This is a genomic window from Chryseobacterium hagamense (assembly GCF_007991455.1).
GTDB lineage: Bacteria > Bacteroidota > Bacteroidia > Flavobacteriales > Weeksellaceae > Chryseobacterium > Chryseobacterium hagamense.
Window position 1 is genome coordinate 12,310 of sequence record NZ_BJYJ01000025.1, and the last position, 19,981, is coordinate 32,290.

17 protein-coding genes and 1 pseudogene are annotated in these 19,981 nt (G+C 40.0%); 6 read left to right on the forward strand and 12 right to left on the reverse strand.

Annotated elements, in window-relative coordinates; all coding sequences use genetic code 11:
- Positions 1–170 precede the first annotated feature (170 nt).
- The 6 genes from CHA01nite_RS16530 to CHA01nite_RS16555 all read right to left on the reverse strand — a co-directional run bounded on the left by CHA01nite_RS16530 (position 171) and on the right by CHA01nite_RS16555 (position 7,899).
- Positions 171–686 carry a hypothetical protein gene (locus tag CHA01nite_RS16530; protein ID WP_146943380.1) on the reverse strand — a complete coding sequence of 172 codons (516 nt, stop codon included), beginning with the start codon at positions 684–686 and terminating at the stop codon, positions 171–173.
- 251 nt (positions 687–937) lie between these two features.
- Positions 938–2,113: a hypothetical protein gene (locus CHA01nite_RS16535; RefSeq protein WP_170234753.1), complete on the reverse strand. Its 1,176-nt coding sequence runs from the start codon at positions 2,111–2,113 to the stop codon at positions 938–940.
- 238 nt (positions 2,114–2,351) lie between these two features.
- Entirely contained in the window at positions 2,352–3,596 is a 1,245-nt protein-coding gene (locus tag CHA01nite_RS16540) for a hypothetical protein (RefSeq protein WP_170234754.1), read from the reverse strand.
- Complete coding sequence (locus CHA01nite_RS16545) at positions 3,559–6,150, reverse strand: hypothetical protein (protein WP_146943386.1); 2,592 nt, start codon at positions 6,148–6,150, stop codon at positions 3,559–3,561. Before CHA01nite_RS16545 ends, CHA01nite_RS16540 begins: the two co-directional genes overlap by 38 nt.
- Positions 6,151–6,167: 17 nt before the next feature.
- On the reverse strand, positions 6,168–6,872 hold the full coding sequence (locus CHA01nite_RS16550) for a DUF4280 domain-containing protein (protein ID WP_146943388.1): 705 nt from the start codon (positions 6,870–6,872) through the stop codon (positions 6,168–6,170).
- Entirely contained in the window at positions 6,856–7,899 is a 1,044-nt protein-coding gene (locus CHA01nite_RS16555) for a hypothetical protein (RefSeq protein WP_146943390.1), read from the reverse strand. The genes CHA01nite_RS16550 and CHA01nite_RS16555 overlap by 17 nt, the downstream gene beginning before the upstream one ends.
- 469 nt (positions 7,900–8,368) lie before the next feature.
- On the opposite strand from CHA01nite_RS16555, the gene CHA01nite_RS16560 reads away from it, so the two are divergent.
- Positions 8,369–8,797 (forward strand): hypothetical protein, encoded by a 429-nt coding sequence (locus CHA01nite_RS16560; protein ID WP_146943392.1) that lies wholly within the window; start codon positions 8,369–8,371, stop codon positions 8,795–8,797.
- Positions 8,798–8,902: 105 nt separating this feature from the next.
- On the opposite strand, the gene CHA01nite_RS16565 is transcribed toward CHA01nite_RS16560, so the two are convergent.
- The 4 genes and pseudogenes from CHA01nite_RS16565 to CHA01nite_RS16575 form a co-directional block, all read right to left on the reverse strand.
- On the reverse strand, positions 8,903–9,592 hold the full coding sequence (locus CHA01nite_RS16565; RefSeq protein ID WP_170234755.1) for a hypothetical protein: 690 nt from the start codon (positions 9,590–9,592) through the stop codon (positions 8,903–8,905).
- 267 nt (positions 9,593–9,859) lie between these two features.
- Positions 9,860–10,864 (reverse strand): hypothetical protein, encoded by a 1,005-nt coding sequence (locus CHA01nite_RS16570; RefSeq protein ID WP_146943396.1) that lies wholly within the window; start codon positions 10,862–10,864, stop codon positions 9,860–9,862.
- Between the two features lie 206 nt (positions 10,865–11,070).
- Positions 11,071–11,184, reverse strand: a pseudogene (locus tag CHA01nite_RS20545).
- A 392-nt stretch (positions 11,185–11,576) separates the two neighbouring features.
- The gene (locus CHA01nite_RS16575) at positions 11,577–12,959 is read right to left on the reverse strand and encodes an RtcB family protein (protein ID WP_146943398.1); all 1,383 of its coding nucleotides are present in this window, start codon (positions 12,957–12,959) and stop codon (positions 11,577–11,579) included.
- A gap of 98 nt (positions 12,960–13,057) precedes the next feature.
- On the opposite strand from CHA01nite_RS16575, the gene CHA01nite_RS16580 reads away from it, so the two are divergent.
- The 3 genes from CHA01nite_RS16580 to CHA01nite_RS20550 all read left to right on the forward strand — a co-directional run bounded on the left by CHA01nite_RS16580 (position 13,058) and on the right by CHA01nite_RS20550 (position 15,112).
- Positions 13,058–13,390 (forward strand): HopJ type III effector protein, encoded by a 333-nt coding sequence (locus CHA01nite_RS16580; RefSeq protein ID WP_146943400.1) that lies wholly within the window; start codon positions 13,058–13,060, stop codon positions 13,388–13,390.
- 529 nt (positions 13,391–13,919) lie between these two features.
- A complete protein-coding gene (locus tag CHA01nite_RS16585) occupies positions 13,920–14,966 on the forward strand; it encodes a helix-turn-helix transcriptional regulator (RefSeq protein WP_146943438.1) in 1,047 nt (348 codons plus the stop codon).
- 5 nt (positions 14,967–14,971) lie between these two features.
- Positions 14,972–15,112, forward strand: a complete 141-nt coding sequence (locus CHA01nite_RS20550; protein WP_170234756.1) for a hypothetical protein — start codon at positions 14,972–14,974, stop codon at positions 15,110–15,112.
- A gap of 126 nt (positions 15,113–15,238) precedes the next feature.
- On the opposite strand, the gene CHA01nite_RS16590 is transcribed toward CHA01nite_RS20550, so the two are convergent.
- Entirely contained in the window at positions 15,239–16,423 is a 1,185-nt protein-coding gene (locus CHA01nite_RS16590; protein ID WP_146943402.1) for a DUF1501 domain-containing protein, read from the reverse strand.
- Between the two features lie 51 nt (positions 16,424–16,474).
- Positions 16,475–17,887, reverse strand: coding sequence for a DUF1800 domain-containing protein (locus CHA01nite_RS16595; protein ID WP_146943403.1), 1,413 nt, complete (start codon positions 17,885–17,887; stop codon positions 16,475–16,477).
- 267 nt (positions 17,888–18,154) lie between these two features.
- Between CHA01nite_RS16595 and CHA01nite_RS16600 the strand changes: the two genes are divergently transcribed.
- Positions 18,155–18,718 (forward strand): hypothetical protein, encoded by a 564-nt coding sequence (locus CHA01nite_RS16600; RefSeq protein WP_146943404.1) that lies wholly within the window; start codon positions 18,155–18,157, stop codon positions 18,716–18,718.
- Positions 18,719–18,832: 114 nt separating this feature from the next.
- A complete protein-coding gene (locus CHA01nite_RS16605; RefSeq protein WP_146943406.1) occupies positions 18,833–19,882 on the forward strand; it encodes a glucokinase in 1,050 nt (349 codons plus the stop codon).
- The last annotated feature ends 99 nt before the right edge of the window (positions 19,883–19,981 follow it).

Here is a 19,981-nt window from a genome sequence, read left to right on the forward strand (position 1 = left end):
AATTAATAACTCTCTATTGGTATCTGATTTTTCAGCATCAAATCATATTTGAATTATACAGTCTATATTATAACGAATATTTATCGCATACAGCTTATTCCCTTTAAAGCAAATTCAAAAATGGGTTAATGGATGAATATGATGCGTTTTTTCTTTTAAATATAATTTTACTATTGTATTTTAATAACCGATGATATGGAAGAAGAATCGAAATCTTCAAATCTTACTTGACCAAAATCTTTGGCTGAAAATATCTGAGTTTTGGTAAACATTCCTTTTTTACCGGGAACAGAGGTTTCAACACCATATTTACTGAGAAAAATATGCCTGCTGCTTTTGTCAAACTTAAAAGTGATATACGTTTTCTTTTTATTATTGCCGTTTCCCTCAGTTTGTTCCAATGTGAAAAATTCGTTTTTAGTCACCAGGTTATTGTTTAAAACCGAATTACCCGGAATGTAAGAATACAGGATATTGCCGTTCTTTATCTTCGTATAGTTATTATTTTGACTAAGTAACACGATAACAGGGGTATCAAGCGATTCTATCTCTTTATCTACATTCTTCGGTTTGTATACGAGAATGATATCCTCTTTCTGATCATTATTCAGATCACAGATTTTCTCTTTCTCCAGAAGGTATTCGGCCTGCATTGAGTTTTTGGTGTCCTTCACTAATTTTTTCAAAGGGTCTGTATTTTGACAGGAATAAAGAGTGCTCAAAAACAAGAACAAGACTCCGAAAGGATGAACAGTTAAATTTTTCATTTCTATTTGATATTAAATGACCCTCTACCGATTTTAGTATTTCAGCGATTTAGCAATACTTTTATGGCTGCCGTATTTTAAGTACCTGAAATAATTTAATACTACGTTTTTGAATTTTAAAATTTTGATTTTAAAGCTAATAGCAAAAAGCTAATTGCCATAAGCTACACTTAAAGGCTTCCGGAACCTTCTTCTTCAAATGCTACGCTTTCAATAACCTCTTTCAATGCACTGAGACCATAATAGTTGTTTCTTTCTATAATTTTCAGTATTTCCGGATGAGCAGCCGTCATATTATACAGTGCGGTTCCTGAATTGTGCCATGCCGTGCTGCTGTTCATCGGTTTGAATTTATAAAATGCAGGACTTTCTATATTCGCTACGAAAGCAACAATCTTTGCTTTTTCGTCTATTGTGAATTTTTTTGACGGCGATTCGGTAAAGATATCATCCCTGTCTTCTTTAAACAGGTAGTCCAGATAGTTTCCCAAGGCGTAGATAAACCGGTCGTCATCTTTGGTTGTATGCCGTGAAACGAAATCCAGCAAACCCTGCTGGATTTGTAATTTCCCTTCGCAATTTTTCGTAAAAAACAGTTCACCCATTTTTTCAGTGATATTATGGCTCGGATCAGCATACTTTTTATAGAGATTCACCAAGACCATCTGGTTGATTTTCTCTTCTTTATCATACCCGAAATCGGTAACCAGTCTCTTCAGAAATTCTTTGTCATTGAATAATAACCAGGTTAGATCCGTCTTGCTGTCGTTGAAAAGATATTTATTTCTTGCTACGATAAATTGAGGAAGGTCGATAGCGAATGTGTTACCGTTAATTTTTACAAGATCTTTTACCAAAAAAGTCTGGGTTAAAAATTTCTCATCCGGCACAATAAAAAGATTTTGCGTATCGCCGTAGAGATCATACTGGTTTTGTATTCTTGTATTTTTTGAGCCGTCCATGGCATTACCGAACAAAATGATGTGATGATTTGTAGATGAAACCCTATCACAATTGGAATTCTTGGTAATCTTAAAAATATCAAACAGTTTTTTACTGAATTCTTCTTCCGAAATAAACCGGTATCCTGAATTTTTGAGGCCATTGGCTACAAGATCCCTGGAAATATCAAAATCTTTTTTAGAAAGGCTATACGGTTGCTCAGGCTCGTTTTCTTCGGTCTCAACATTTTTCTGTTTCTCAATGAAACTTTTAATTATTTCTATATCAATGGGTTTTCCTGCCATTTCAGTATTTACAGAATTATTGTTTTCAGGTGTTTGTTTTTTCGGATCACCATTACAACTTGTCATAATTAATAATACGATGAAAATTGCTATTCTCATATTTTAAATCAGTTTGTGTTTGCCTTTTGCTTCCTGAGATCGTTCCATTTCAACAATATTGTTGAATGTTGTAAAAATATTTATTCAATTGTAATTGATCGATAGGTACTTTTAGAGCGTGCTCGATGTATTTTAAATATTTATCTCATTTATCTATTACTACTTGTTAACAGAAACGGTGGACAGATATTTATTAAAAATTATTTCGGATCCTTTTTTTATAGGATAGTCAAAATTCTTATTCCATTCCGGGATAGCTGATTCCGCTATTTTTTGTTTCTTCCCAGACTTTTTTAAAGTCAGCAATTTGATAATAATTATTTTTTTTAAATTCTTCGGCATATCTGGCTCCTCCATCCTTACTTCCGAAAATGCTGAAAAAGTCATAATATTGGCCGCTTTTTTCGCCGGCCTTTGTACTGTAGTAAGCAATTAATCCCAGGATTTTTATTTTTTCAGACTCATTGGTCAATGCTCCGTCATTACGGCCTGCTTCTTTTACCAGATATTCGGAAATCGCTTTTAAATAAGCTGACCGATCCTGTTCAGAGGCTTCTGATATGATGGTAAAGATTTCTTTATTGACCACAATATCACCATTGCATTTCTTTGCCCAAAGTATCTTTTGAAGTTCATCAAGATTTTTATAATTCTTTTTCAGGACGAATGTCAATAAGTCTTTGTCTTTCGTATAGCCAAAAGTTTTTACCAATGCGTTCAAAAATGACAGATCATGAATCCGTAACCAGGCAAAACTCCCTTTGTTGTCATTGAACAGAAATTTATTTCTATTAATAATTTTCAATATATTATTAGATCTTATTTCCGGTAATTTTTCTACATCGCGCCATTTTTGAATCTTAATCGGATCTCCGTCGTTATCTTTAAAAGTTTCCGGTAAACTTGCTTCGTAATCGTAAATACCGGGATTTGTCTGTTTGTAATCTATGATCTCCGGTAAATAATAGAAATCAGTGATCATTTTTTGCTTTTTAAAAATATAGGTGCCCAAATATTCAGTACCATTATTCGGGTACTGAATGATTTCTCTGTTACAAATATCAAGAAAATTTAAGTAAAGTATTTTCGTATCAGAATTCATTTCTAAAGTCCGGTCGAATATATCTTTTACTTTATTTTTAAAATTCTCATCAGAAATCTCTGTAAATCCGTTTTTTTTCAAAATATCACTGGCAATCGCTGCAACTTCGTTCAATTCATCATCGGAAAACTCAGGCTTTGGCATTTCAACGCCGGCCTCCTGAAAAAAACGTGAAGAGCCATATTCAATTTGCTTTTTTAAAATGTTATCATCCATTACAGGAGCATTATTTGTAGGTTCGTTAATTTTATGTTCTGTTTCTTTTTTTTGACAAGAGTAGCTTATCATTATAAAAAAGGTAAAAATCAGATGGGTAATTTGTTTCATTTTATCCATAGTTTGTTTATCTTGAACTTCCTGCAGAATTTTCTGCTTCGACATTGTATTTTGGTAATATTTTTTCTTCATCATCGACAATATAAGTTTTAGGCTTCATCATCATAAATATTTTAGGACTTTCTTTTGAAATCGAACCCAAACATATTTTTTGATAACCTGATCTGCTGTCACCGTTACCTTGATTTCCACCTAAATATACATATTTATCACCTTTTAAATTTTCTCCCACTAAAATAGCTGTATGAGAAAAATTAAAAGTCATAATAGCTCCTACAAACGGTTCGCATTTCTCTCCGTTTTTCCAGCCATCAACATATTTATTATTTATAACTTTACTGTTACCATATGCTGCCCAATCAAATGCCGCTGCAGTTCCTTTAGAATTAATATTTTTATATTCATCAGTGTGGTCAAAACACCACTTGATGAATGCTGCACACCAAGGGTTTGTATAATCTAAGTCAGAATTGCCTGTACCTTCAAAATACTTTGAAATTTTTTCTTTTAAGGGACTTTCCTTTTCCACAAAACCTTTGTATTTTTCAAATTCTTCAAATCCTACACCTACCCATGGTGCTCTTTTTCCTTTTGGTTTATCTTTCTTTCTGGGTTTATTTTCGCATTCTCCGGTAAAAATTTCTAACTTACCTAAATCGTAATGTTCTTTGGTCAATACATCTGTAACTTCTGAAACATATGTTTTACCATTTGTAAAACCTCTTCGCTCTACTGTTCCCTTTGAATAGGATTTAAACATTCTCCTATTCTGCCATTCTCCTTTTTCTCTCATGAATGTTGGATTGCTGGAATATCCGTACTTAGTCACCCAGGGCTCTTTGGTTAAATTACTTTTGTCGTAAGGTACATCTGGTACAGATACACCTTCGTCAAACAATACATAATCAGGATTTCCGCCTTGACCTACTGCGTTTTGTTTTAAAACCAAAAGATATAAATCTGTCATTGTTTTTAAAACATCTTTTTTCTTTTCAAAATATTTTTTAATATAGTCCATTTGTTGTACAAATGTCATTTTTTTTAGTTCTGCTCGTGTAGTGTTAACAGACCTTGCAGCAGCGTCACTAAACTGGATTAAACCAGTATATCCGGCGCCGTTGTCAGCAGATGGTTTAAATGATTTATTAGTTTCCAAATGTATCACTGACATTAATTCGCTTGCTTTTTGAGTTTTATTTTCTTCCCCCCATAATGCAGCACATACCTGTAAAACCTTTTTCCTCTCTTCACAGGTTAATTTCGTTCCCCATCTAAACTGATTTTCTTTACAAAAACATTTACCATCATCTTTCCCGGCATCACTTTTATCAATAGTTGTCGGAGTTTTTTTATGATCTACGGGTTTAGGTTCTTCTTTTAATCCAACATCTATTGTTGAAGATTTTGAGGAGGTATACAGAAAAACAACTTCTGCAAATATCTCCTGGTGACTGCTCCATTCGGCAGTATATTCTCCACTATCAGGATTTTTAGGATTATTTCCTATTCTTCCTTTCTGCTCCATTTCTTTTGTAAGCGTTGTAAATAAGATCTGTTTATCTGCTTTGAAAGTATGGACCTGGTTATACAACAAATCATTTTCACCAATTAAATCATGCTCCCAGATACGGAGAATATATTTTTTACCCACCAGATTTTCTCCTTCAATAACAACCTGTATGGTTTCTCCAAATTTTGGGGTTTCCGTGAATGCTTTTCCCTTAGCATCCGCCAGTTTTATACTGATAATATTTCCTTTCTTATCGGCTTGATTATTTGGCGAATCGGGTCTAGTTGAGACTTTCGGCGTATCTTTTTTCGGTTGTATTTTCGGTTTTGGGACAGATGTACTGCCGGGCGTGTCTTTTGGCAGAGCAGGTTTAGAAGCAGGCGGTGTATATTCAGGGTTGTTTACATTTACATTCCCGGAGGCATCGATCTTTCCATTATATTCTGTGGTTACATAATATTCATGTTGTTTCCTGTCATCCTCTTTCTTATTGGCCAGAGAAATAAAAGTAGAGCTCAAAGGGAAGACCCATATTGCTTTTCCATATTTACTTACTTCTACAGGAGGCGATTTTGTGATATATTGATTATTTTTATGATGTCCGGCTTTTTCGGCATCATCTTCCCATAAAGTGAACACTACCGTTTCACCCTCCATACCTTCGCATTTGGCAGTAGCTTTCAACCGGTCTTTGTAACTTAAAGTTTTTTTAATTTCAGAACCATCCTCATATGTGAGGTTAACGCCCAAAATTTCTTTATCTTTTTGCTTAGGCGGATCATCATTTTTTTGAGGCTGTACAATAATAGACATCGGCGATTTTCCTTCCGGCCTATATAAATACCCTTCAATTTTATAGGTAAACTGATGTGCTTTTGATCCAAAAGTAAAATGATTGATACCTTTTTTCTTAATGTTTGTGCTTTCAAATTTATCATCAACTTTCACAAATAATTCCCATGTCACCTTCGCCGGATTTCGATCAGAAAGAGACGTTTCAGGGTACCATTCTTCAACAGTATAAAATGTTTTTTCTCCAACTTTAGGATTTGTATTTCCTGATATTTTATAAACACCTTTTTTTGCCATGATCTTAATATTTTCACCTACCAGGCATGTGGTTCGTCAGACTCATTAACTTCTTCCTTAAACTCTTCAAAATCCATCACGGGATTATACGTCTGCTGTTCCCGGGAATCTGCGTTGTTCACATGCCTTTTTCCGGCTTCACTCTGCTGGCCGTGTTTCATCACCCTAATCTTCCCGCCTGTTGTGCACATCAGCTCGGAGCGTTCGGTCACGGCGCTTTTACCCATCACCTTTACTTTTTCATACGTTTTTGTCCATTTTCCGGCAGGGGAGTAAGCGCATGGATTCCCGTTTTTTATACTGCAGGTTCCGAATGGCATTGCTGTTGGATTAAAGGTGAGATCGTCTTCTGTTACAGCGAGATAATCAGCTTCGCCTTTCTCATCATTCCAATAGTGTTTTTGATGACTGGTCACTTTAAAGTTCGGAAACTTGCTGCCTTTGTCGCAACAGGCCGTTCCTTTCTGGACAACAAAATATTTCCCGTCGTGTTCGCCGGAGCTGCTTTCAGTCTTTTTATTTTCTTCTTTTGGGTCATCATTGTTGTCAGTCGGTTCCGTGTTTTTTACATCGCCAGCATTGAGTTCTACATTGACCTCTTCATCAAAACCATTCACATTACCGTCAACGAGATCAAGATCATTCAGGAATGTTGAAAAACCGGATTGAAAAACAGCCGGGTCTTTTCCGGATTTATTATTTTCGTCAGGATATTTTTTCATTGGAGATCAGTTTTATTGTTTGTTTCCGGTAAAGTTCGTCTTCACTGTTTAAAATAACGGAAGCCTCTGCCTGAAGCATTTTTTTTGTTTTCTTATCGGTGCGGTAACGGAATTCTATCTCGCCGTCTGCCGGTTTCTCAGGTTCTTCGGTAAACCGTACCCCGCGCAATATTTCCTGTATACTGAGAGGTTCTTCAATATAACCTCTGAGCACAGTTTCTGCTGTTTCGGGTTCCGTATGATGGTATTCTGCATTCATTCTGCATTTTACCGGAAAAGAATGCTGAACAAAACAGAAATCTTCCTGCCAGTTACCGGTCTTATGAAACCATTCCATCTTCGGAAACATCAGCTGATAGAGGAGGGTAGAGGAAAACTGTTTCAGGATATACTCCCGATTTCCCAGATTTGCCTGGAATTTGTCAAGATAAGCCTGATAAACCTCGCCGATAAAGAAGTTTTCCAAGTCGGGTCGTTTTTCCTGAAATCTTTGTTTCAGCTTTTCAAATTCAAAAATCCCGGAGATTTTTCCCGGAGAAGGAATAGTGAAAGGAACAGGAGAGATGCTTTCCATGCAGGCTAAGGAGATCTCGCTTATTTTATCATCCGGCGTTGTTCCGTTCTTTTTAAAATCATAACATTTTACATCAACAATTTCACCGGGACCATCCAGGTCCTGCTTTTTCTTAAAGGAAACATCGATTTTGTATTCTATTTCCAGAGACGTACCGGACCCATCTGAAAACGATTCTTTTACGGTATATCCGGTAGCATAAAATTCCCTTGTAATACTGGAAGGCGGAAGTGCTGTTTCTTTTTCTTTCCTGATCTGTTCGGGGCTTTTGTATTCTTTCGGAATGATAATTTGCTTTATACCCACCAGATTGTTGAACCACAACCTTTCCATCTTTCCGCAATGGACATTGTGGAAATCCTTCAGCTGATTCCCCGTCATTCCGATCGTACCTCCGATTTTGTCGAGGGTATCTCCGGGCTTTACCTGGTAGAGCAAAATATTTTCATCCATGATTGCATTTTTTTCAAACTGATTTCAGCAGGATAAATTTAGTAAATAAAATGTCACCCTTCAAAGAATAATTACTGTTTTGAATTTTTTTATAGGCTATTTTCGGGTAAGCAGATAAATATCAGCATTACCATAACTTTTTATTATTTAAATAAATGTGGTTACCGGGATAAGAAAATATAAAAGCTGAAATGTCAGCTTCTATAGGATTAAGAACCTGTAGACGCTCACTTTCCTTCAGACATATAAAGATAAATATTAAAATAAAAATCCCGGATCAAATACGGCTTAATCTTATTATTTTTTATTGAAAACAGTCAGCCGTTATTTTAACCGGAAAGCTTCCGGCTTCCAACCCTTTAATCTTTCTATTAATTGCATACCGTTCAGGATAAAAGATTAAGGGTATCTGAATATTTGTACGATAATTGTATATCCTATACCATCACCAATCTAAAATAAAAATAATATGAAAAATTTAATTGTAGCAGCATTTATCGTCGGCGGTTTTGTCACGGTGTCTGCACAGACGACAACCACCACCACAACGAGAACCAATACCGGAACCATGAACAGCGGTACGGGAATTATGAATAACGGGACCAACAACACGCTGAACGGCAACGGACTGCTGAATAACGGAACTACCGGAACACTTAAAACAAACGGTTCCCTGAATACCGGCACCGGGACCAATGGGACTTTAAACACCAACGGTACCCTCAATAACGGAACAACAGGAACCATGAACAACAGCGGTATGCTGAATAACGGCACCAACGGTACATTGAATACGGGTAACGGAGTCTTAAAAACCGGAACCAACAATACGGTAAAATACGGCACCACCGGTACCTTAAATACCAGTGGAACCATGAATACCCCTACACCGAAATAAAATACCGGAAAAATAACCAAGATAAACACCCTGAAAGTCGAGACTTTCAGGGTGTTTATGCTTTATTTTAAGTGGATAGTTATAAAATTGTTCCGGTTAAAACCATTATTTAAAAAGTCCCGTGAAGCTGTCTTTTTCCAGCGTATCCAGAGAAAAATCAAAATCGGCTTCCTCTTTTTGGTTAACAATTTCCGCTCCCAGTTCCTTAACCAGGTGATTAAAGGAAACCGGCTCATACCATTGCTGATACAAAGCATTGGTGGCCATGGCCGAAACTTCGGTGTTTCCGGAAACGTGGGAATGCCCCGCTCCGAAGTTCAGCAGTACAAAGCACTGCTTCCCGTCTTTCGGCATAAACAATCCTAAAACCGTCTGTTTCTGCACCGACTGGCATCGTACTTCCGCAAACAGGTTGTCGGGATTCATCATATAGTCGAAGGAAATATTATCTCCTTTTCCGATTACGATTTTATACCCGCAATCCGTATTCCCGCTGAATATATTGTTCAGGACGAGCGTCGGCGCGGCCAATCCTCGGTTGGCGTAAAGGTATTCCACGGCTCCGTCAGGCGCATTGGTGATATCCCCGGAATACATCAGCTGGCCTTCATTCTGGTTATAGGCGGCATTCCAGCCGATCTTCCCGGCGATGTTCAGTCCGGAAAGGTCGAGGTCACGGGCACCCCAGGCATTTTCCCAGTAGATACCGACCGCCATCCGCTCACCATAAAATCTCGTTCCGGTCGGGATATTTCCGACGAACATTTTTTCGGAGGTCGGTAAGGCGAATTCCACGTCTTCCGGGAAATAGAACTTCTTTCCTGAAAAATCATATTTCGATTTTAAATAAGTCAGGATAAAATCATAGAGCCTGTTTAAAATTTTAATTCATCAAACTTTCCGTCATTTCTCTTAATTTTCTGAATTAAATAAACTTTGTTTATTCTTCACTTTAATACGATGATTTCAATTGACTTAATTGAATATTGCCGGGCAACCGACATATTGATTTTTTAAGCTAAAATGCCTTAAATTCTTAATGTTAAAATATAAAAGGTAAATTTAAACAGGCTCATAATTCAGCTCGTTGGCGACGCTTGATATTGATTTTTTAGTCCATGATTTTCCGTTCCTTATTCTGTACACAAACGTGTCCTGGCCATACATCCTGGAATAGCAGGCCGACAGGGCTTTGAACAACGCAAACGGCGTGGCATTTTCCAGCCAGTGCAGGTCACTGTTTTCCAGCAGCATATTCGTAGCATTATTCAGCGGGTTGGAAACCAACGGCTGATGATGGGTTTTAGACCGCTTTGAAATTTTATTGACCACTTTTGGTGCCCTGTTTTTATAAGCCAGAAATAACGGTTTGAAACGGTTGAAGATCTGAGCCAGCTTTTCCGGCCCGAAGTTTTCAAACAGGGAAGGCGGGTTGAATGTGCTCTGTCTGATTTTATCGATCAAATCGTCGTTTTTAATTAAAAGCGTTTCTCCTGTGGTTTTATAAATCACATACCGGAAAAACTCAACAGGATGTTCAGGATAAACCCCGTAACGGTCGGCGATTTTTATGACCGCTTCCTTGTTCCGGATATTTTCCCTGCCGGTGAAATCATAATGCAGTTCGTCATATAATACAGACAGGAGGTCATCGATGGTTTCTTCCTTCAGTGCAATTCCTGAGCTTAGGAGGGAAAGACATTTTTCAGTCATTTCCTCTTCCGTATAGGCTTTGATCACTTTGAAATTCAGTTTCAGATCCGGCAGATCCAGAACTTCATACGGAATATACACTGCGCTTCCGAAATGGCTTCCGTAAGTAGAAAGATAATGATACACCTGTTCCAGCAGCAATTGTGATCTTGAGCTGTCTTTGATCTTCTGCCAGGATTTATGAAAGGTTTTGTTGAGATCGTTTCCGTTCAGCTTTTCCCCGGCATAGTAGGAGAGGATTTCTTTTTTCGCCCATAAAGCATGGGGTTCAATGATAAAACCGTCATCCGAAATAAAAGCTTCCACGTCGAAATCTTTTGACAGCACAGCATTGAATAATTTTAACGTTTTCATTGTATTGTTTTTTAAAATAAGTGAGGAGTAGGTTCATTAAAGTTGATATAATAGGAACTCCTTTTACCTATCGTTTATAAAAAAGTGGGGAGTAATTTTTTCAAAAATGATATAGGAACTCCCTTTGCCCTGGATTTATTAAAAGAAAAGGCGGAAAGTAAATGTGGGGAAATCAATAACAGGAACTTTCTTTGCCTTCTATTTTGAGGGGCAGGCAGGACTCGAACCTGCGACCTACAAATCCGGTGATTGATAGGAACTTTCTTTGCCGGTAGCGGAAAGTAATTTTTCGTTGCTCTAACCATCTGAGCTACTGCCCCTGCCTTATGAAAGGTTTTCATGGGCCCTGCAGACTCTCACATCTGCAAAGCCGGGTTATTAGTTAATATTTTTAGTTAAATAAAAAGAGGTGTCTCATATTTAAGTTTCAAACGCAAGAATTTTATGATGAATTTTTCATTAATTTTGGTTCTTGTAACTCATTCGACTTCGGAAAATGGAGCGTTTAAAAAATTAAAATTTCATCCGTTAAGAAATTCCCACTGTTCGAAGCGCGACTATGATTTTGAACTGAAGAATGCTTCTTGAACTCGCGCAAGTTTTGGGAATTTTAGAATGAAATTTTAATTTTTAGCGGAAGTTTCCAAGTCTTGAATTTTTGTTTCTTTTGTTTGACGATGTCGAATCTTCGATTTCAGGACAAAAGAAAAAATCAACCTTTTCTGAATTTCTTCTTCCTCTTCCACGGCGCATTCTTCTGCACATCACCTGCCATGATGCATCCGTACGGCATCACTTCGTCCAGGACTTCACATAATCCGTATTCCTCGATCTGTGCCCTTACGTTCTTCGCGCTTTTATAGGCGGTCGGCAGCTCGGAAATATCGATTTCATTGGTAAAGAAACGGACATCCAGTCCCTGGGTTTCCTCGGCGAAGACTTCCTCAATGGTCTTATGGGCCAATGATTTTTTATGCTGGGTCCTGCTGAAGTTCCTTCCGGCTCCATGTGGTGCAAAACCTAGGTTTCTTTCGTTGGTCGTTCCTTTCACGATCAGCACCGGTTCGGCCATATTTAAAGGGATCAGTCTCGGTCCGGTAATATCCGGCAGGAACTTATCGTCCAGCGGAGTCGCTCCTTTCGCGTGGTAGAACAGGTCTCCGTCTTTAAAGACGAAATTATGCTCGTTCCAGTACCGGTCTTCTTTCTCAACCTCCATTTTATTTAAAACGGCGTCGTGGATTGAAGTATGGTTCTCTTTGGTCCATGCCCGGATCAGCTGCAGGGCTTCCCAGTACGATTTCCCTTCTTCGGTATCGTAGGGGATCCATGCATTTTCCCTTAAGGTTTCGGGGGAAATTTCCATCCTGAACCGGTTGGCCACCTTCATTCCTTTATCGTACAGCGCCGCGCCCGGTGCCCTTGATCCGTGATGGGTCACCAGCATCGTGTTTCCGGTATTCCTGGAAGTTCCGACAAACAGGAAATGGTTTCCGTCGCCCTGGGTTCCCATATGCGAACGGGCAATGCTGATGAGCTTTTCGTCATTCAGGAAGTCGTTTTCCCTGAAGGCATCCATCAGTTCCTGCGACATCGGCATCTGTTCCCCTCTCGGTCTTCCTCCGTACCCGAAGTGCGTTACGGAATGGGCGGCATCCAAAACTTCTTTCGGATCTGCTTTCCCGAAATCCGTCAGCATGACCGAACAGCAGATGTCTGCACTATGGAATCCCGGGTGGATGGCATTTTTTGCAACTACCACACCACCTACCGGGATATTTCCCGCAGGGCCTGTCGGGCAGGCATCCGGCATTACCGCTCCTTCGATCAGGGTCGGAGTTTTCATCAGTATGTTCATGGTGTTGATTACCTTCTCTACATTGTCGTTCTCGCTTTCGTGTTCTGCCCGGATGTTGATGACGAAATTCTTTGCCGTTTCGTGGAGCGGAACCAGTTCGGGCTGTCTGAATGGCTCCAGGTATGTTTTGATCTGGTCCTGATCCAGATTATTTTCGTTGATGAATTCAATTGCTTCCTTAAACCATTTCGCAGGACGGTATCCCATTTCGATCAGGTTATTTCCGTTAAATTCCATAAGTTCTCTCATTTTGTTGATGCAAAGTAACGGTGCAGGTATGCAGTCTTTTTGCGCAGTCCCGATTATTTTAATTATTTTTGAAAAAATTATCAACGATGTTATTTGAACACTTAGAAAAACCGGCAGGAGAAATTTCTTTTCAGGAGATAATTGCCTTTATCGATGCCCATTACGATTTTACGCCGACCCGATTTACCAACGGAGATGCCGTCAACGAAGCCAACCAGAACAACGGATCGTGCAAGGTTTTCAGCTTTGCGCAGCTGAACGGCCTTTCAAAAGAAGAAACCCTCAGCCTGTTCGGGGAATTCTACCGGGAAGACGTGCTTAAAAATCCTGAAGGTGCCGATCATCAGAACATCCGGAACTTTATGCAGACCGGCTGGAACGGGATTTCTTTTGAAGGAAAGGCCTTGCAGCGAAAATAAGTATTTAACGTAAACCCGAAGTAGAATTCGGATGAAAAGGCTGGAAGAGGGATGCCGGATGCCGGAAGTTTTTTCTGTCAAAAAAAGGATCAAAGTTCCTGATGATCAAACTACATCTTTTATCATTCTGCCAGAAGTCATTCTATCTAAAATCCTGACAGAACGGCTTATTACAGGATAGGACAAAATCCTACCGGAAGTATGATTCATTGATTTATCCTATGAAGCATCTTTTGAATTGATTAATATTTGACTGTAAGTTGAATATGGTCGGATTCACATTATCTAACCTTAATGAGTGGTGTTTAAACCTCATCGGTTTTGAAAACCGATGAGGTTTGGAGGAACATCGCCTGTTATTACACCCCGCGTGAGGGATGTGCAGGGCCCGACCGGAGGGAGGGGTCTCAGGCGCGGCGCTTGCGCCGCGCCTGAGACCGGAACGAAGTGGAGCCTGAAGCAGCCCGGCCCGGAAAGCGCTGGTATTGGTCAGGCTCCGGGACACGCCCGAATCTTAAAAAGTAAAAACATGTCATCGAATAAAAATGCCCTGATCCGCTATAAGACCCTGGACAAGTGCCTGAAAAACAAATACCGGAAATATACCCTGGAAGACCTGATCGACGAGTGTTCCGAAGCCCTTTTTGAATTCGAGGGCAAAGAATCTTTCGTGAGCAGACGGACCGTACAGCTCGACCTGCAGAATATGCGGAGCGAAAAGTTCGGTTACGAAGCCCCGATTGAAGTCTATGACCGGAAATACTACCGGTACAGCGATCCCGACTACAGTATCCATAACATTTCGGTAAATGAAAGCGACCTGAAAGCCATGAACAATGCCGTACAGATCCTGAAGCAGTTCAAGGATTTTTCGATGTTCAAAGAAATGAACGGGGTGATCCAGAAACTGGAAGATTCCATCCACTCAACCAGCCAGAAATCGATCATTCACCTGGATAAGAATGAAAAACTGAAAGGGCTGGAGTACATCGATGTCTTATATGAAGCCATTTTAAATAAAAAAGCCCTGAATGTTATTTATAAAAGCTTTAAAGCAAAAGAGCCGGACTCTTATATTGTTCATCCTCAGCTGTTAAAAGAATATAATAACCGGTGGTTCCTCATCTGCTGGTGCAAAAATAAAATGTATAACCTGGCTCTTGACAGGATTGAAGAAATAGCTGTTGAAGAAAAAACAGCTTATATTGATAAGGATTTTGATTCCGACAGATATTTCGGTGAAGTGATAGGCGTTACGGTCTCTGAAACCCAACGCCCGCAAAATGTGATTTTCAAAATTACGGCTAAGCATGCTCCTTATGTAAAGACCAAACCCTTTCACCATTCTCAGGAAATCTTAAAGGAAGACGAAACCGGAACCACTTTTAAGATCTGCGTGCAACTGAATTTCGAGCTGGAGAGGATGATTCTGGGGATGGGTGAATTAATTACCGTTATAAAACCTGAAAAATTAAAAAACAGAATTCAAAGAAGCCTGAAAGAAGCCTATGAAAATTATTCGGAAACATCCGGGCAGGATGGCTCAGAAATTGTATTGCATGATCCAATAAAATAAACATTATGAGATCAAGAATATTAAAAGCAGTCGTTGCGATGGTGGCCCCTTTGGTTATTGAATATGTCGTTAAAAAGATATCGGAAAAAATCGACCAGAAGAGTCAGCCGAAACAGCCGAAAAAACTGCCTGCCTCCATACATTAAACTGAATCTGTATACCGCAGGAAGCAGTTTGATTTGAAATTATAAAAAAGAGACTTTCATGGTGAAGGCCTCTTTTTTTTGTTTTCTGAATAAATGGATGCTCCGGAAAGCTCAGTGGTAATTAATTTATACAAAATCATACACGCCGTTTTTCCAGCCCAGCACTTTGGACGAATCCGCCTGCAGCCAGTTTTTAAGAATGGTGGCATACACTTTCCTGAAATCTTCGGAATAGATCAGATCGCCTTCATTCAGGTGCTGCAGGTCGGGGAGGGTGTTCAGGAGCCCTTTTCTTTTCAGGCCGCCGCTGATGAAAAACATCTGGTTGGCGGTTCCGTGATCGGTTCCGTTGCTAGCATTCTGGGCCACCCGCCGGCCGAATTCCGAAAACGTCATCAGCAGGATATCCTCAAAAAGGCCATTGCTTTTCATATCGGCGACGAAAGACTTTACCGCTTCATCAATATCCGTAAAAAGCTTCTGCTGCCTCTCGTTCTGATTGACATGGGTGTCAAAACTTCCGACCGAGAGATAATAAACCCGGGTATTGATGTCGGATTTTATTAAGGAAGCAACAGTTTTAAAATCTTTTCCCAGCTGGGAATTCGGATAAGCAGCTTCGGTTTTTCTGGCTTTGCTTTCCTCGAAAATATAGCCGGCATTGTTGATGGTGGAGCCCAGGGTCTGATACAGATAGGAAACCGTTTCATCATCGTGGTGATGGTCATACAGCGATTTGAAATATTTCTCCTGGCTGGTCTGATACAGCCTTATCGGATCCTTGAAAGCGAATGCCTTATTGTTTTCGCCTTTCAGAGCCAGACTGAGCATATCGTCTACTTCCAACGCCTGGGTTGGATGTTCGCAGCGGTAGCATTCTTCATCGAGGTACCTTCCGAGCCAGCCGGTTTCAAGGTATTCGCTGCTTTTGCTGGCCGATTGCCAGATGTCCATGCTGCGGAAATGGGATTTGTCGGGATCCGGATACCCGACGTTACTCATCACGGACAGTTCGCCGTTATCATACAGCTCCTTAAAATAAGAAAGGGCAGGATTGATTCCGGCTTCATCGGTCAGGGACAAAGCATTCCGGATGGCAATTTTGTTCCGTTCCCGGAAGTAAATATCGTTCCGTGTCGGGATAATGGTATTCAGTCCATCGTTTCCACCGGTAAACTGAAGGACAATCAGGATTTTCTGGTTGGGCACCAGTGCATCGTCAAACGTCATGGCTTTCAGGAAATTCGGCATCATGAATGACGCGGCAGCCAGCGAACTTATTTTGAGGAATTCTCTTCTTTTGATCAACATAAAATCAGATTTAAAGTGAAGTGATAAATTGGATAATAATACGTGCTGCTATTACATCAGCTGATATTCCGGGGTAGACATCAGATTGATGACATTCATTTTCACTGAATTGTCCGAAAAATTCTTTACGGAAGCCAGATCGAGCGACCTGCTGTTCTGGATGAGGTAATCTTCCGGGTTTTTCCCGCTGAAAACCTTTTCCACATAAGCCCAGTCGATGGTAATATTCGGGTTTTTAAAACTTTTGGCTAACGCATTGGGGCTGTTTTTCAGTCCCATATCCAGATCGTCATCTTCTTTCGGACGGTAATCCAGCGGCCTCAGTCCTGACCAGATCTGCGGAATCTGAAGCCTCAGCATCAGGGTAGAACTGTCGATCCAGGATTTCCCGTTCGGCCATCCGGAAACATTCGGCGGATACAGCAGCATCTGTCCTAACAGTTTCTGATAAACGATCAGGTTTTCCGGATTCCGGATGTTCATGGGAAGGGCCCTCATCATGCCGGCCATCAGCTCGATGGGCGATTTGATCCGGCTACCGATATTTTTCCGGTCGTAGAACCAGGAGCCTGAGAAAATCGTTTCCATCAGCTCTTTAATATCGTAGCCGGACTGATGGAAGCTTTCACTTAAGACATCTATGATGGCTGCGTCTTCCTTTTCATTTACAAAAAACCGGTAAATTTTGGCTGTGATGAATCTCGCCGTCGCTTTCTGTTCAAGGATGATATTCAAAACGTCCGAGCCGTTAAAATTCCCAGTTTTTCCCAGGAATGTTTTGGAGCCTTCATCATGGACCTTTTCTTTTTCTAAGAAATTTCCTTCCTTATCATAGCTCCAGCCGGTAAACGCCCGGGCGGCTTCCCGGATGTCTTTTTCGGTATAATTTCCGCGGCCCATGGTAAAAAGTTCCAGGACTTCGCGGGAGAAGTTTTCATTGGGATGGTCTTTTTTATTCTGCTGGTTGTTCAGAAAGTTCAGCATAGCCGGCGCCTGGCTGACTTCAAACAGTAGATCTTTAAAATTTCCCAGTGCATTTTTCCGGATCACATTCAGAATCTGCCGGTTGAATTTCGGGTTCTGGATTCTGGATGCGAAATGCCCATGCCAGAAAAAGGCCATCTTTTCCCTCATCTGCTCCCTGCTGCTCACCATTTTGCTGAGGAAATTCAGGTTCAGTTCCTCATTCTGCATGCGGTAGATTTTCTGCATTTCTTTTTTCTTATCGGCAGGCGAAGCGGCACTCATCATGTTCATCGAATCTGCGTTGCCAGTCATTGTGCCTGCGTTTTCCGTAAAGTCCGGCGTTTCATAATTAATATACTGAAAAGTTTCTTCGTGAAAAAGATCATCCGTCAGGGTTTTGATATCTTTTTTTTCAAGATCCCCAAGCTGTGCGATTCCCGGTCCGAAGCCGGCACGCCACAGCAGGTGCTTATTGTTCGTTAGTGAAGGAGAGGCCATGTACATCGTTTACTTTTTGATTTATTCCGCAGGGTGATGTTAAATTAATAAGGGTTAAGATTCGTTAATATTGAAATGAGGCATGAAAAGAATGTAAAAGGCAACTGAATTTCTCCGGATTTTAAACAGGTATTTAATTTTTGTTTAAAATAATTGATTGACTATCATTGTTTTGCATTTGTATGAAATCTTAAAATGCTCAAGAAACCTCTGCTTGGCACGATTTTTACATCCTCCACTTTAGTAAAATTTAAAATGATCAAGAGTATGAAAATGTTTAAACAAGCAATTTTATTTGCCGGAATATTGACCGCAGGAGCATTGAGCGCACAGAGTGCACAGATGAGAAACATGCTTAAAGTAGGAGCAAATGTTGGTTTGGCAGTTCCTTCCGATAATACCTCGATGGCCGTAGGTGTAGACGTAGCTTACCAGAACCTTATTACTCCGGGATTCGGGTTGGGTATTGCTACAGGATATACTCACTATTTTGGAAAGGACAACAACGGATACACCAATAATGATGTAGGTGTTGTTCCCGTAGCCGCTCTGATCAGAATTTATCCGAAACAGACCGGATTTTATTTCGGGACCGATTTAGGGTACGGAGTTTTAGTGGGAGATGAAAAAGTGGCTTCCAATGCAGGTATGGACAGACCGAAAGGTGGTTTTTATCTGAAGCCCGAAATCGGATACCACAACCAGGACTGGAATTTCTTCGTACAGTATCAGAAAGTATTTGTAGGAAATAACGGCGATATGCCGAATCAGGACTACAATGTGGGAAATATCGGTGTAGGATTTTCTTACAACATCCCTTTAGGAAAATAGTTAGATTTTTATATAAGCAATTATTAACCAAACCTTTTCGAAATTTTGAGAAGGTTTTTTATTTCTAACGAAAATTTACGAAAGTTATTATTATATTTGATAAAATTTGAGGTTATGATTTTGAATCCGAAATTTCCACTTTATTTACCGGGAGTAAAAAACGGTAGCAATGACAATGTTTCTATCATTGGCGCAAACCTTCGCGAAGACATTACCACTTTAGGCTATTTTGTTTCCGGCAACGGAGGTCTTGAGATTAAAATCCAACATAATTATCCTACCAAAGAATTTGCTTCTTTTGCCGATATTCTGAAAAAGTTTATGCAGGACAACGGGCTGGAGAATGTAAAAAGACTTGGAATGGCTGTTCCTGGACCCGTATTGTATGGAAAGAGCTCACCGGAAAGGCTGGGATGGAACCTGGATGTTGAAGATTTCAAAAGAGATTTCAATTTCGAAAGGGTAGACATGCTGAACGATCAGGAGTCTTCCGCTTACGGGATGGGACTTCTGGAAGACAGCGACCTTGATCCTATCTATACCAGCGGGCATCTGGAAAAAGGTAATGTGGCCATCCTGGCTCCGGGGAACGGACTGGGTGAAGCCGGATACTTTTTCGACGGCAAATATATCCGGCCTTTTGCAACGGAAGGCGGACATTCTGAATTTTCACCGAGAACCACTGTAGAGGTGGAATTCTACCAGTTCCTGAATAACCTGTACGGCATTGTAAGCTGGGAAAATGTTCTTTCGAAAGGCGGGCTGTTTAATATTTATCGTTTCCTGAGGGATGTTAAAAGACACCCTGAACCGGAATGGCTGGCAGAACGTCTTTCCGGCGGCGACTTTTTTGAAGAATTATACAAAGCTGCTGTGGAAGAAGATGTACTGATCTGTAAAATTGCTTTGGATACATTCATTGAATTCCTGGCAAGAGAAGCCAATAACCTGACATTGAAATTAAAAGCAACGGGAGGCCTGTTGATTTCGGGAGATATCCCGCAGGCCATTGCTGCTTACATCGACAAAGATAAGTTCTATGAAAAATTCAAGATCAGCGATAAGATGGAAGAGATGCTGAAGAACATCCCGATCTATCTTAATAAAAATGAAAATACGGCACTGAACGGTGCTGCCCTGTATACCGCTTATTATCAGGAATAAAATAAATAAGGCTCCGGATTTTCCGGAGCTTTTTTTTGGAATAATCGTATTTATGAAAAAATTTGTATTTATTGATGTACATCAATGAAATCTATCATT

Bases quoted from the DNA above. Each gene is read 5' to 3' on its own strand.
- CHA01nite_RS16535 (WP_170234753.1), bottom strand. From the start codon at position 2,113: ATGAGAATAGCAATTTTCATCGTATTATTAATTATGACAAGTTGTAAT.
- CHA01nite_RS16540 (WP_170234754.1), bottom strand. From the start codon at position 3,596: ATGTCGAAGCAGAAAATTCTGCAGGAAGTTCAAGATAAACAAACTATG.
- CHA01nite_RS16545 (WP_146943386.1), bottom strand. From the start codon at position 6,150: ATGGCAAAAAAAGGTGTTTATAAAATATCAGGAAATACAAATCCTAAA.
- CHA01nite_RS16550 (WP_146943388.1), bottom strand. From the start codon at position 6,872: ATGAAAAAATATCCTGACGAAAATAATAAATCCGGAAAAGACCCGGCT.
- CHA01nite_RS16555 (WP_146943390.1), bottom strand. From the start codon at position 7,899: ATGGATGAAAATATTTTGCTCTACCAGGTAAAGCCCGGAGATACCCTC.
- CHA01nite_RS16560 (WP_146943392.1), top strand. From the start codon at position 8,369: ATGAAAAATTTAATTGTAGCAGCATTTATCGTCGGCGGTTTTGTCACG.
- CHA01nite_RS16570 (WP_146943396.1), bottom strand. From the start codon at position 10,864: ATGAAAACGTTAAAATTATTCAATGCTGTGCTGTCAAAAGATTTCGAC.
- CHA01nite_RS16575 (WP_146943398.1), bottom strand. From the start codon at position 12,959: ATGGAATTTAACGGAAATAACCTGATCGAAATGGGATACCGTCCTGCG.
- CHA01nite_RS16580 (WP_146943400.1), top strand. From the start codon at position 13,058: ATGTTATTTGAACACTTAGAAAAACCGGCAGGAGAAATTTCTTTTCAG.
- CHA01nite_RS16585 (WP_146943438.1), top strand. From the start codon at position 13,920: ATGTCATCGAATAAAAATGCCCTGATCCGCTATAAGACCCTGGACAAG.
- CHA01nite_RS20550 (WP_170234756.1), top strand. From the start codon at position 14,972: ATGAGATCAAGAATATTAAAAGCAGTCGTTGCGATGGTGGCCCCTTTG.
- CHA01nite_RS16590 (WP_146943402.1), bottom strand. From the start codon at position 16,423: ATGTTGATCAAAAGAAGAGAATTCCTCAAAATAAGTTCGCTGGCTGCC.
- CHA01nite_RS16595 (WP_146943403.1), bottom strand. From the start codon at position 17,887: ATGGCCTCTCCTTCACTAACGAACAATAAGCACCTGCTGTGGCGTGCC.
- CHA01nite_RS16600 (WP_146943404.1), top strand. From the start codon at position 18,155: ATGAAAATGTTTAAACAAGCAATTTTATTTGCCGGAATATTGACCGCA.
- CHA01nite_RS16605 (WP_146943406.1), top strand. From the start codon at position 18,833: ATGATTTTGAATCCGAAATTTCCACTTTATTTACCGGGAGTAAAAAAC.